Origin of the sequence: Brachybacterium rhamnosum (genome assembly GCF_039526185.1) — a bacterium.
GTDB classification, from domain to species: domain Bacteria; phylum Actinomycetota; class Actinomycetes; order Actinomycetales; family Dermabacteraceae; genus Brachybacterium; species Brachybacterium rhamnosum.
In genome coordinates this window covers 866,684-877,554 of sequence record NZ_BAAAIS010000003.1, presented here as the reverse complement: position 1 = coordinate 877,554, position 10,871 = coordinate 866,684, and the positions used below count along the sequence as shown (strand labels likewise).

Sequence of the window (10,871 nt, the reverse complement as noted above, 5' to 3'; positions counted from 1 at the left end):
GGGACGGTGGACGGTCACGGGGTGGCTCGGATCAGGCGGGCGCACTGCGCGTACGGGGTCGGGACGCCGTTGATGTAGGACTCGGCGACACGCCCCTCGATCCACTGGATCTCCACCTCGTCCCCGTGCCCGGAGCGGGACGTGAAGTAGGCGAAGAGGGTCACGGACAGGGGGCGGAGGTCCACGGCCCACCGGTTCTCGAGCGCGTCCGTGACGAGGCGGGGCAGCTGGCGGGGGATCATCGGTCGGCCCCCTCGCGTGCGAGGTCCTCGAGGTCTACGGGGAGGTCGAGGCCCTTCGCGATGGCGGTGATCGCGGCGAGGCGGTTCCGCTGGTGCTGCTCGTGCGCGAGCGCGAGGGTGGCGACGACCTGCAGGACGGGCGCTGCGGAGGCCGGGTAGCGCGTGCCGTCTTCGGCCAGCCCGGCCATGAACTCCGCGTACGGGTTCCCGGGGAGCGGGGTGGTCGTCTTCATCGCGTCCTTCGTGTAGGCCCGGAGGCGTGCGTAGGTGGTCGCCGCGCGGCGGCAGAAGTCGCACCGGCAGGAGGCGGACATCCGCTGCGTGCCGTGCACGTCCCCGGTGCGGCCCTTGCATGCGATGCAGGGGCAGAGGCCGCGGCGGCGGGTCCTCGTGTGGTGGCTCATGCCGCCCTCCGCTTCTCGATGGACACGAGGTTCCGGAGCTCCGTGAGGAACCGGTGCCCACCTCGACGGCGGAGCGCCTGCTCTGCTGCGGCCGGCGTCCAACCGACCCGGGGGAGCGCGAACTCGATGAGGACGCCTCCGTCGACGAGCCACTCGAGCTCCGCGATTCGCTCCTCCGTGGAGGTCCGGCGGGCCTCGTTCAGTGAGTGCCGCTGGGCGAGTTGCGCTGGCGTCATGCGGCGGCGCTCCGCGTGAGGAGGGTCGGGGCGGCGGGGAGGTCGGAGAGGTCGGCGACGCCGGCGAGGCGGCCTTGCTTTGCGACGGGGATCCGCATGGTCTCGTTGACCTTCACGCCGAGCTGCCGGAACAGGCCGGTGACGGACAGGTAGCCGTTCTTGGGGAGCTTGTAGGCGGCGGGGTCGTCGGGGGACGAGGCGACGATGCGGAGGAGGTACTCGTCGGCGTCCCATTCGAAGTGGACGGCGACGGGGGAGCCGAGCATCTCGACGAGTGCCTTGGACAGGGCGAGCTTCATGGACCCGTGTTGGGGGTGGGAAGAGAGGGTGATCTTGGGGCCTGCGGAGGGGGCCTTCTGGTAGGTCTTCGGCATCTTCGTGAACGCCATGGGGTGCTCCTTGTGGTGGTCGGGATGGTGGAGGGGTGCCCCGGCTCGGCCGTGACGCCGGTGCCCGCCTGCGCGGGGGCCGGGGCGAGGGGTCAGCCCTGCAGGGACTGGCGGAGGATCCCGACGACGTCGGCATCCAGGCCGAGCTGGGTGGCGATGGTGGCGTCGTCGAGGCCGAGCTGGATCAGCTGCCGGGCCTTGTCCTGCGCCGACTTCCCGCCATCGGCAGCCGGGGCGGGGGCGGCTTGCTGGACGGGGGCCGCGACGGGGGCCGCCGGCTCCTGTCCGGTGAGGCCGGTGAGGCCGGCGGTGCCCTCCGCGATCTCGTACTGGAACAGCTTCGGAGCGTTGAACCGGGGGTTCTTCTTCTCCCCGTCGCCGATGTACGTCGCGGTGAACATGTCGCCCTTGCGGGGGTTCCGGCCGAGGTTCTTCGCCGCCTGCCGGAACGCCTTCAGCTGGTCGCCCCAGCCCTTGATGTAGACGTTGCGGTGGCCGTCGTCGTCGGGGCCCGTGGAGTCGGCCGTCGCGAGGGTGATGACGATCTGCTCCTGGGCGCGGCCGTCGTCCCAGAAGGCGGGCTTGCCGGAGTCGTAGTCGTTGACCTGGCGGACGGCGATGTCGACGATCTCGCCGGTGTAGAGGTCGCCGGGCGCCTCGAACTTCGCGGTGGATCCGCCTCCGGCGAGGATGTCGTCGAGGGACGAGAGGGACGTGCTGGTCATGGTCAGGCTGCCTTTCGGTCGGGGGTGCTGCTGGTGAACCCGAACTCGGTGCCGAGTCGGGAGTTGGGGGTCCAGTCCGGGTAGCGGGGGCAGGAGAAGCACCCGTCTGCTCGCGGCTGGTTGCTGATCCACTGGTCGCGGGTCTCGTGGGAGATGGACGCGAGGGTGGTGAGGTTCGCGTGGAGCTGGTTCGCGTGCTCGAATGCGGCGAGGGCGAGGTCCCGGTCGTACGGCTCGGACCAGATGACGGCGCGGGCGAGGGACATTTCGTTGCGGGGCAGGTGGGCGACGGCGACGGTCTCCGGCATGTGGCCGGCGTTCTCCCAGCCGAGGCCGTAGAGGTGCGCCTGGATCCGGTAGACGGGCTTGGGGCCGGTCTTTGCGGTGCGGAGGGTCGCGGCGCCGACGATCTTGTGGTCGAGGACGGTGCCGGTGACGGTGTCGTACAGGTCGCAGGTGCCGGTGATGGCGTGTGCTCCGATGTGGCCGACGTACACCTTCTGCTCGACCTTCCAGCGGCGGCGGCCGCCGCTGGTGCTGCTGGTCTTGTTGTCGTCCTCGAAGATGCGGGCGAGTTCGGCGTGGACGGCGGTGCCGATGAACGGCAGCCAGGGGACGTCGCGTTCCTGTTCGGTCCAGCCGGCGAGCTTCGCGGCGAGGCAGTGGGTGCAGTCGGTGCCGATCTCGGAGGGGCCGATGAGCTTCTGCAGGGACCGGGGCTGGTGCCGGATCGCCTGCTCGATCGTCGACTGGTAGTCGGCGAGGGCGTTGGCCCCGGGGGTGTGGCCGAGGAGCTGCTCGAGGGTCGACATCAGGAGATCCGGACGGTGGGGGAGCCGGTGGTCTGGAAGTCGGCGAGGGTGAGCTGGCCGAGCTCGGCGGCGGCCTTCGCCTTGGCCGTGTCGATGGCCTGCTTGTACAGCTCGGGGTGCTGGATGACGGGGTAGGCGGCTTCGAGCTTCTTGGTGTCGAGTCGCTTGGCGCGGGTGACGGTGACCTTGTAGGCGCCGGCGTGGGTGGTGCCGTCGCCGGCGAGGTCGGCGATCTTGTCGTCGTACTCCTTGCGGAGGTCCTCGAGGTTCTTGATCTCCTCGGCGAGCTTGGCGCGGTGCATGGCGTACTGCTCGAGGTCGGCGGTCTGCTCGGGGGTGAGGTTGTTGATCATCGGTTCAGGTCCTTCTTGATGAGGTGGGCTTGCTCGGTGAGGAGGGCGATGGAGGTGGCGGTGGCGCCGAGGAGGATCACGGCCATGGCGGCGTGGATGATGAGGTCGGCGATGGCCTGGAGGGCGGTCATGCGGCGGCCCTCGCGGGGTGCAGTTGCTGGGGGTGTGCGCGGCGGAAGGCGATGCGGGCGCGGAGGATGTCGCGGCTGGGGCCGGTGGGGGTGTAGGCCTGCTCGACGGCGTCGTCGAGGGTGGTGCCGTCCCAGCCGAAGAGGGTGCGGTAGGCGAGGGTGAGGGGCTGGGCGGCGTTGAGGATCGGCTGGTCGATGCGGGCGGTGATGCCGGCCTGGATCTGGTTGCGGATCTGGGTGGTGGTCATGGCCGGGGCGTCTTCCTGTGGGTGGGGGAGTTGGTGGCGAGTGCGAGGGCGAGGTCTCGGAGTCGGCGGCGGGGGCCGCGGCGGCGAGCGGTGGGTGCCGTCATCGCTGCGTCAGCTCCTCGGTGAGGTGGGCGTGGAGCTCGGCGCTGGCCTTCTGCTCCTGCAGGTCGAGCGCCGTGGCGAGCTGCGTCTGGATGGCGGCGGAGAGGCGGGCCGCGTCGGTGAGGGACAGCTCGAGGTGGTGGTCGCCGGTCAGCTCGCCGTCGCCGGAGGTGAGGGGGTGGTCGAGGTCGAGGTGGATCGCGATGGACTTGCCGTCCTCGGCGAGCGCGGCGAGGGGCTCGTTGTCGGGGAGGTAGGCGAACAGCTCGGGGAGCGGGGTGGGGTCCTGCTGGGTCATGTCGGGGTCCCTTCGGTGTGCCGTGCCCTGGTCGGCTCGGCGGGGTGGTCGGGGTCAGGCTGCGGTCTTGCGCTGCGCGACTCGGGGTCGCGTGGCGGTGGACTCTTCGGGCGTGAAGAGAGTGCCGGGGAGGACCGACAGGCCCTCCTCGATGAGGGAGCCGACCTGCTTGGAGCAGGTGCGGGTCTCTCCGTTCACCAGCTTGTGGATGAACTGGCGCGAGACGCCGGCGTAGCGGCCGAGTCGCGCCTGGGAGAAGTCCTTGGCGTCCATGTAGCGGGCCAGGAGTTCGGCGTCGCGGAGCTTCATCCAGCGATCCCTTCTCGTGCGTCGTCGGGTGCGTTCCATGAGTCTGGCCTCCTCGTTCTTGGTTGTCAACTATTGATGGACTGAAGGTACACAGGTGGGTGACGTGGTGTCAACTAGTGACAGCGGTGTAGTTCGGCCGGTCGCAGGTCAGAACGGGGCGCGCGCCCCTTCTGGTTAGTTGACGCGGTTCGTGGGAAAGTGGGTCCACCACCAGGTGACACGGCGCGTCGCGCCACGTTGCACCACCGCCGAGCAGTTCAGGACTCTGTGCCCATGCACGCGTATCGAAGGTTCGTCCAGACCGAGATGGACAAGCGTGGCTGGACCGCGGCCGACCTCCAGAGGTCATCGGGGCTCACCAAGCAGAACCTCTCCCGGCTTCTCCGGGACGACCGCGAGCAGCTGCAGCAGCGGCCCGACGCCGCCACCGTCACGTCCCTCGCAGGCGCCTTCGGCGTCACCGAGAACGTCGTCCTCTCCCACGTCGCAGAAGCGATGGGACTGCCGACGACACGCGTGGAGGTGGCTGCCGCCGCTGACCTCAGCAACGAGGAACTGCTCCGCATCCTCGCGGAGCGCCTGAACGGAGGCGGCACCCATGAACGAACGACACCACCAGCCGAGCCCGACACGGCGCCGGCAGGCGACAACCTGGCGGATCGAACTGTCCCGCATGGCGCAACAAGCGCCCCGACGAAGGCGGACTTCGACCGTGCTGCGATGGTCGGCGTCTCCGACCTCGACCGCCTCGACGCCGAAGCCGCAGCACGCGGCGAAGAGTCACAGGACACAGAGGGCTGGCTCGAGCAGAGCTGACGTTCAGTACGAGACGAAGGGGTAGCTATGGCAAGAGGTAAGAGGCGGACTGTGCGAATCATGAAGGTCGTACGCACAGACACAGACTCCGGAAGCGTCGTGGCGGAAGAGTCCAGTGACTTCTGGCCGACGGTCCTCGACGCGTTGAGCTCCCGAGAGCCGGACCCGTACTTCGACTGGGAGCACAACGGCCACGACTACCGAGGACGAGTCAAGAGGGCGCTCGAGCCAATCCTCTACCTCGCCAAGCAGCGGAACGCAGACGACGCCCCGAGTCAGTGGGAGGGTGACGACGCGGTTCCGCTGTCAACGCCGATCCACGAGCCACTCTTCGTGCTCCCAATCCCCGCGACACCTGCAGTGGCAGTCATGGGAACGTCGGGGGCGGCAACACCTGTTGCGGTTGGTCGCTGGCTTACGGGATATCTCACGAGCGCGGTGAAGGGCGAGTCGATCGAACTCCATCCGGTCATCCGCCGCGACCAGGCCGAGACCCTCGAGCGGGCGATCACTGCGACCTCGCTCGAGCTCAGTGTTGACGCGGCTGAGTACGAGGCGAGGTCTTCCGGGCGAGTCGAACGGGGGCTCGCCTTGGCGGCGGAGGCGAACGAGGGCAGGGGCCGAGCAACCATTTCGCTCTCGATGGGACAAGGTCGCCACTCAGATGGGAGCGGAGAGTTCCTCGAGGCTGCTCGCGGCCTCTTCACAGATCCTGCTCTTAAGCGGGGGAAGGTGAGAGCGATCGTCCCGCACGGCGAACGGGGGCTCCGGGGTGAGATGCTCGACCTAGTCTCGCACCGGTTCACGTACAAGAAGATAACTGGGGATTCGACCACATCGCTGAGCGTCGCAACTGCATACCCCGCGCTGAGCGACGCGGTCTCGGACTTCAAGAAGACCCGCGAGTACGAGCTGCTTCGTCAGCGCTCCGACGTAGACTGACTCGAAGTCTCAGCGGCGGACCAGATCAGGTCGGAGGTGCTGGCGTGGATGAGTTCAGGGATGCCCTGCGGAAGCTTCGTGTGGTGCCCCGCGCGCTCATGAAGGCCACACGCGGCGCGTTGGAGGATCACCCTCACCTGGTTAACTGCGCGCTCTTCCTGCTCGTCCTCGGCGCCGTCTGGGTCTTCAATGGCGAGGATGGCCGAACGTTCGAGTTACTCAGGGGCGATGGCCTTGACCTGTCCTTGGGGATGCTGACCGTTGCTGGCATCATGGCCGGCTTCGTCGGAGTCGTAGTGGTGTTCGGTCTCCAAGCATCTGCACCGGTGTTCGTCAGATTCCGTGTCGCTGCAGGCCAAAGCCTCGGAAGGAACTGGTTAGTCCTGATCGCGACCGGCTTCCTGTCGACCGCCGCCGCCATGGCCGCAGCGGTCGCATACGCGGTAGGCGCCCTGCCGCTTGGCTTCGGGGCGTTGCTGCTCTCTGTCCTACTGAGCGTCCATGCCGCTCTTCGTATGCTCTGGCTCGTCCGTGTGCTGATCGAGGCTGTACGGCTGGACGACACCGAGAAGTTGAACCCCAGCAAAGTTGAGCCGGCCGCAAAAAGGTACACCCCGGCACCCTGACCTGTCGGCCCCAGCGCCTATGGTCTCGCCATGCGCGAGCACTGTCACCCGGCCCCGATCTACCACCCGTGGAGAGTCCTCGGCCGGCATTGGCCGCACGTTAACGTCAAGTACACCAGCGACCTCCCGCTAGGACGACTCGGCGACACCAACGGCCTCGACGAGATCCGCCTCCGCGACCGGCTCCTCCAGGTCGAACGGCGCTGCGCACTTACCCACGAGCTCGTCCACCTCGAGCACGGCCACACCGGCGCCTGCAGCCCCGCCAACGAGGACGCCGTGAACCGCGAGACCGCGCGCCGCCTCATCACGTGGGACGCGCTCGTCCAAGCGCTCCGGTGGGCCCGCTCCGAGCGGGAACTCGCCGCGGAACTGTGGGTGACGATCCCGATCCTCCGCGCCCGAACCTCGAACCTCCACGCGGACGAGCTGCTCGAGCTAGCCCACGTCTTTCACGACGTCCACCACGACATGCCCCACCTGGAGAACCCCCATGGCTAGGAAACCTCGCGCCGTCGCCTACCTCCGCCAGTCCACCGCCCGCGACGAATCCATCAGCCTCGAGCTGCAGGAGACCGCGTGCCGCGACTACGCCCACCGGCAGGGCTACGACGTCGTCGCAGTCGAGGCAGACCCCGGCATCTCCGGCCGCACCTTCGCACGCCCCGGCGTGCAGGCCGTCATGGCGATGGTCGAACGAGGCGACGTCGACGTGATCCTCCTGTGGAAGTGGTCGCGCTGGTCGAGGAACCGCCTCGACTGGTACGTCGCCGCCGACAAGGCCCAGCATGCCGGCGGCCGCATCGAATCCGCCACCGAACCCATCGACACCTCAACCTCCATCGGGCGCCTGTCCCGCGGGATGATGATCGAGATCGCCGCGTTCGAATCCGACCGCGCCGGCGACCAGTGGCGCGAAGCGCACGAACGGCGCGTCCGCCAGGGACGCCCCCACCACGGCAAGAACCGCTTCGGGTACCGCTACGACCCAGTCCAGAAGCTCCACGTCCCCGACCCCGACACCGCCCCGATCGTGGAGGACCTCTACCAGCGGTACGTCGACGGCACGTCGATCTACCGGCTCGTGCAGTGGCTCAACCAGCAGGGCATCCCCACCGTCGAGCACGCCGGGAAGCGCGGCACCCACGCATGGTCCGAGTCCACGCTCCGCGGCACCCTCGACAACCCGTTCCCCACGGGCCGGTTCATCTACCGCGGCGAGATCGTCGACGGCGCCCACGAACCGATCGTCCCCCTCGACCTGTGGGAGGCGTACCGGCAGAAGCGGCAGCACCGCTCGAAGCGACCCCGCGCAGAAGCCTCCCAGTACCTCCTGTCCGGGCTGGTGCGCTGCAAGGCATGCGGGACCGTGATGACCGGGTGCCGGGCCACCGGTGGCGTGTCCTACTACCGGTGCGCGACCGGGTACACGTCCGGGAACCACACGGGCGGGTACGTCCGCTGCTCCACCATCGAGTCGGAAGTGAAGGCCGAGCTCCGCCGCCTCGCCTCCCGCATCGACAGGGCCGCCCAGGAGCGCGTCGAGGCGACGCGCGGCGCCCAGATGGCGGGGCCGTCTTTGTCGGTTCTTGAGGGGCGCCGGAAGCGGGTCACGACGTCGATGGCGAACTTGGCGCTGCAGGTCGCGGAAGGACTTCCCGGGGATGCGTACGAGGAGGCGTTGGCGGCGCTCGTCGCGAAGCGAGATGCCCTCGACGCGCAGATCGCGGCGGTGCGTGCTGCAGGGGCGGCGCCGGCGCCCGTGGGGGAGGGGGTGGTGGCGTTGCTGGAGGATTGGGAGGTGCTGCCGGTCGCTCACCGGAGAGAGATGCTGGGTCGCCTGTTCAGGGTGACGGTGGACTTCGACGCTGGGCGTCGGGTGGTCGTGCACCATCTGTAGTGTTTGCGTGGCCTCGCGAAGGAGGCGCTGCGCATGCGCCCCAGCCGCATCGTCGTGGGGGAGGTGCGCGAGGCGGAGGCGCTGGACATGCTCATCGCCCTCAACAGCGGCCTTCCCGGGCTCTGCACCCTGCACGCGAACTCCGCGCGGGACGCGGTCGCGAAGCTCTGCACGCTGCCGCTGCTCGCCGGGGAGAACGTCGCGAGCCGCTTCGTCGTCCCCACCGTCGCGAGCGCGATCGACATCGTCGTCCACCTCGACATGTTCGCCGACGGCCGCCGGCGGGTCCGCGAGATCGTGGGCCTCTCCGGGCGCGTCGAGGACGAGGTCATCGAGGTCTCCGACCTCTTCAGCGTCCAGGGCGACCGCCTCGTCCGCGGCGACGGGCACCCGCCGCACCCCGACCGCTTCGCCCGTGCCGACGTCGACCTCCGCGGGATCCTTGCGCCCGGGGAGGCGGCATGATCGACGGCGCCTTCGTCGGCCTCGTGCTGGGCCTCGGGCTGCTCGCGATCTGGTGGTCGCTGTGGGAGCAGGAGGGGTCCGCCGTGCGCCGCGGCCGGATCGGCGAGGTTCTCGACCGGCTCCGCGATGACCTCGTCGTCGTCGGCCTCGGGACGGTCCCGCCGATCGCGGTCCCCCTGCTGAGCGCCGGCCTCGGGCTGGTGGTCGCCGCGGCGCTGTGGGCGGTCTCCGGCGCGGTGGTCCCCTCGGTCACGATCGGCACCGCCTCGAGCGGCCTCCCGGTCCTGCTGCTGCGCTCCGCCGCGCGGCGTCGCGCCACCGCCCTGCGCGAGGTGTGGCCGGAGGCCGTCGACCACATCAACTCCGCCATCCGGGCGGGGCTCTCGCTGCCCGAGGCCCTCGTCCAACTCAGCCGCAAGGGCCCCGAGCAGCTGCGTCCCGCGTTCACCGAGTTCGGGCGGGACTACCAGGCCAGCGGTGACTTCGCGGCGAGCCTGGACCGGCTCAAGGTGCGCCTCGCGGATCCCGTCGGCGACCGCATCGTCGAGGCCCTGCGCATCACCCGCGACGTGGGCGGCACCGACCTGGGCGCGCTGCTGCGCACCCTCTCCGCCTTCCTGCGGGAGGACGCCCGCACCCGCTCGGAGATCGAGGCGCGCCAGTCCTGGACCGTGAACGCCGCGCGCCTCGCCCTCGTCGCCCCGTGGCTCGTGCTGGCCCTCATGGCGACGCGGCCCGAGGCCGCGCAGGCCTACGACTCGAGCGCGGGGCTCGTGATGATCCTCGGCGGCGCCGTCGTCTCCGTGATCGCCTACCGCGTCATGCTCGTCATCGCGCGGCTCCCTCAGGACGAGCGGGTGCTGCGATGACCGGGCCGAGCACCGTCGTCGCGGGAGCCCTGGTGGGCCTCATGCTCGGCGTCGGGCTGGTCCTCATCAGCGGGTTCCTTCCCTGGCTGCGACGCCGCGACCTCGCCGCGCGCGTCGACCCGTACCTGCGCCGCGCCGCGGGCAGCGCCCTGCTCGACGCCTCGCCCTCCTCCAGCCGCGCCCGCCTCGTGGTCGAGAACCTCCTGGGCCCCGTCGCCCAGCACGCGCTCGGCCTGCTCGAGCGGCTCACGGGAGGCGCGGAGCAGCTCGAGAAGCGGCTGCGCCTCGCGGGTCGGCGCAGCAGCGTGGACTCCTTCCGCATCGAGCAGGTGGTGTTCAGTGCGATCGGACTCGTGATCGGGCTCGGCGTCGCGCTCGCCGCGATCGGCCTGCGCGGGACGAGCCCCCTCATGGGTCTGCTCATCGTCGCGATCGGTGTGGTCCTCGGGGTCCTCCTGCGCGACTACCTGCTGACCATGGAGATCAAGCGCCGCGCCTCGCGCATGGCCCGGGAGTTCCCCACCGTCGCCGATCTCCTCGCGCTCGCCGTCGCGGCCGGCGAGAGCCCCATCGGGGCGATGGAGCGGGTCGCCCGCTCCTCGACCGGTGCGCTGCCGGACGAGTTCGCGGCGACCGTCGCGGACATCCACGCCGGGACCGGCGTCGCCCCGGCGCTCGCGGCGCTCGGCACGCGCACCCCGCTCACGGCACTCGCCCGGTTCGGTGAGGGCGTCTCCGTCGCCATCGAGCGCGGCACCCCGCTCGCGGACGTGCTCCGCGCCCAGGCGCAGGACGCGCGGGAGTCCGCCAAGCGGGACCTCATGGAGACCGCCGGCCGCCGTGAGGTGGTCATGCTCGTCCCCGTCGTGTTCCTGGTCCTGCCGCTCGTCATCGTCTTCGCGATCTTCCCCGGCCTCGCCGTCCTGGAGATCGCGCTGTGAGGCGCTCCGCGCCGTCCTGTCCCACCCCGCCCCACCGTCCCTGCATCGCACGCACACCGAATC

The 10,871-nt window shown here is 70.0% G+C and carries 17 protein-coding genes and 1 pseudogene; 8 read left to right on the top strand and 10 right to left on the bottom strand.

Annotation, left to right across the window (positions count from 1 at the left end; genetic code table 11):
• Positions 1-14 precede the first annotated feature (14 nt).
• The 10 genes from ABD080_RS14310 to ABD080_RS14265 all read right to left on the bottom strand — a co-directional run bounded on the left by ABD080_RS14310 (position 15) and on the right by ABD080_RS14265 (position 4,249).
• The gene (locus tag ABD080_RS14310; RefSeq protein ID WP_343905847.1) at positions 15-242 is read right to left on the bottom strand and encodes a hypothetical protein; all 228 of its coding nucleotides are present in this window, start codon (positions 240-242) and stop codon (positions 15-17) included.
• Positions 239-646, bottom strand: coding sequence for a hypothetical protein (locus ABD080_RS14305; RefSeq protein WP_343905846.1), 408 nt, complete (start codon positions 644-646; stop codon positions 239-241). Before ABD080_RS14305 ends, ABD080_RS14310 begins: the two co-directional genes overlap by 4 nt.
• 232 nt (positions 647-878) lie before the next feature.
• Positions 879-1,271 (bottom strand): hypothetical protein, encoded by a 393-nt coding sequence (locus tag ABD080_RS14300; RefSeq protein WP_343905845.1) that lies wholly within the window; start codon positions 1,269-1,271, stop codon positions 879-881.
• Between the two features lie 92 nt (positions 1,272-1,363).
• Positions 1,364-1,996, bottom strand: coding sequence for a hypothetical protein (locus ABD080_RS14295; protein WP_343905844.1), 633 nt, complete (start codon positions 1,994-1,996; stop codon positions 1,364-1,366).
• A 2-nt stretch (positions 1,997-1,998) separates the two neighbouring features.
• The gene (locus ABD080_RS14290) at positions 1,999-2,808 is read right to left on the bottom strand and encodes a hypothetical protein (RefSeq protein ID WP_343905843.1); all 810 of its coding nucleotides are present in this window, start codon (positions 2,806-2,808) and stop codon (positions 1,999-2,001) included.
• Positions 2,808-3,161: a hypothetical protein gene (locus ABD080_RS14285; protein WP_343905842.1), complete on the bottom strand. Its 354-nt coding sequence runs from the start codon at positions 3,159-3,161 to the stop codon at positions 2,808-2,810. The genes ABD080_RS14290 and ABD080_RS14285 overlap by 1 nt, the downstream gene beginning before the upstream one ends.
• The gene (locus tag ABD080_RS14280) at positions 3,158-3,292 is read right to left on the bottom strand and encodes a hypothetical protein (RefSeq protein ID WP_343905840.1); all 135 of its coding nucleotides are present in this window, start codon (positions 3,290-3,292) and stop codon (positions 3,158-3,160) included. Before ABD080_RS14280 ends, ABD080_RS14285 begins: the two co-directional genes overlap by 4 nt.
• The gene (locus tag ABD080_RS14275; RefSeq protein WP_343905838.1) at positions 3,289-3,540 is read right to left on the bottom strand and encodes a hypothetical protein; all 252 of its coding nucleotides are present in this window, start codon (positions 3,538-3,540) and stop codon (positions 3,289-3,291) included. The genes ABD080_RS14280 and ABD080_RS14275 overlap by 4 nt, the downstream gene beginning before the upstream one ends.
• A 100-nt stretch (positions 3,541-3,640) precedes the next feature.
• The gene (locus tag ABD080_RS14270; RefSeq protein WP_343905837.1) at positions 3,641-3,940 is read right to left on the bottom strand and encodes a hypothetical protein; all 300 of its coding nucleotides are present in this window, start codon (positions 3,938-3,940) and stop codon (positions 3,641-3,643) included.
• A gap of 54 nt (positions 3,941-3,994) precedes the next feature.
• The gene (locus ABD080_RS14265) at positions 3,995-4,249 is read right to left on the bottom strand and encodes a helix-turn-helix domain-containing protein (protein ID WP_343905836.1); all 255 of its coding nucleotides are present in this window, start codon (positions 4,247-4,249) and stop codon (positions 3,995-3,997) included.
• Positions 4,250-4,522: 273 nt separating this feature from the next.
• On the opposite strand from ABD080_RS14265, the gene ABD080_RS14260 reads away from it, so the two are divergent.
• The 8 genes and pseudogenes from ABD080_RS14260 (at position 4,523) to ABD080_RS14225 (ending at position 10,808) form a co-directional block, all read left to right on the top strand.
• Positions 4,523-5,065 carry a helix-turn-helix domain-containing protein gene (locus ABD080_RS14260; RefSeq protein ID WP_343905835.1) on the top strand — a complete coding sequence of 181 codons (543 nt, stop codon included), beginning with the start codon at positions 4,523-4,525 and terminating at the stop codon, positions 5,063-5,065.
• A gap of 60 nt (positions 5,066-5,125) precedes the next feature.
• Positions 5,126-6,007, top strand: coding sequence for a hypothetical protein (locus ABD080_RS14255; RefSeq protein ID WP_343905833.1), 882 nt, complete (start codon positions 5,126-5,128; stop codon positions 6,005-6,007).
• Positions 6,008-6,051: 44 nt separating this feature from the next.
• Entirely contained in the window at positions 6,052-6,633 is a 582-nt protein-coding gene (locus ABD080_RS14250) for a hypothetical protein (RefSeq protein ID WP_343905831.1), read from the top strand.
• Between the two features lie 30 nt (positions 6,634-6,663).
• The gene (locus ABD080_RS14245) at positions 6,664-7,134 is read left to right on the top strand and encodes an ImmA/IrrE family metallo-endopeptidase (RefSeq protein WP_343905829.1); all 471 of its coding nucleotides are present in this window, start codon (positions 6,664-6,666) and stop codon (positions 7,132-7,134) included.
• On the top strand, positions 7,127-8,533 hold the full coding sequence (locus ABD080_RS14240) for a recombinase family protein (protein ID WP_343905827.1): 1,407 nt from the start codon (positions 7,127-7,129) through the stop codon (positions 8,531-8,533). The genes ABD080_RS14245 and ABD080_RS14240 overlap by 8 nt, the downstream gene beginning before the upstream one ends.
• A gap of 3 nt (positions 8,534-8,536) precedes the next feature.
• Positions 8,537-8,998 (top strand): annotated as a pseudogene (locus ABD080_RS14235) (ATPase, T2SS/T4P/T4SS family); the annotation flags it as partial.
• Positions 8,995-9,867, top strand: coding sequence for a type II secretion system F family protein (locus ABD080_RS14230; RefSeq protein WP_137770398.1), 873 nt, complete (start codon positions 8,995-8,997; stop codon positions 9,865-9,867). The pseudogene ABD080_RS14235 and the gene ABD080_RS14230, both read left to right, overlap by 4 nt.
• Positions 9,864-10,808, top strand: a complete 945-nt coding sequence (locus tag ABD080_RS14225) for a type II secretion system F family protein (RefSeq protein ID WP_137770399.1) — start codon at positions 9,864-9,866, stop codon at positions 10,806-10,808. Before ABD080_RS14230 ends, ABD080_RS14225 begins: the two co-directional genes overlap by 4 nt.
• The last annotated feature ends 63 nt before the right edge of the window (positions 10,809-10,871 follow it).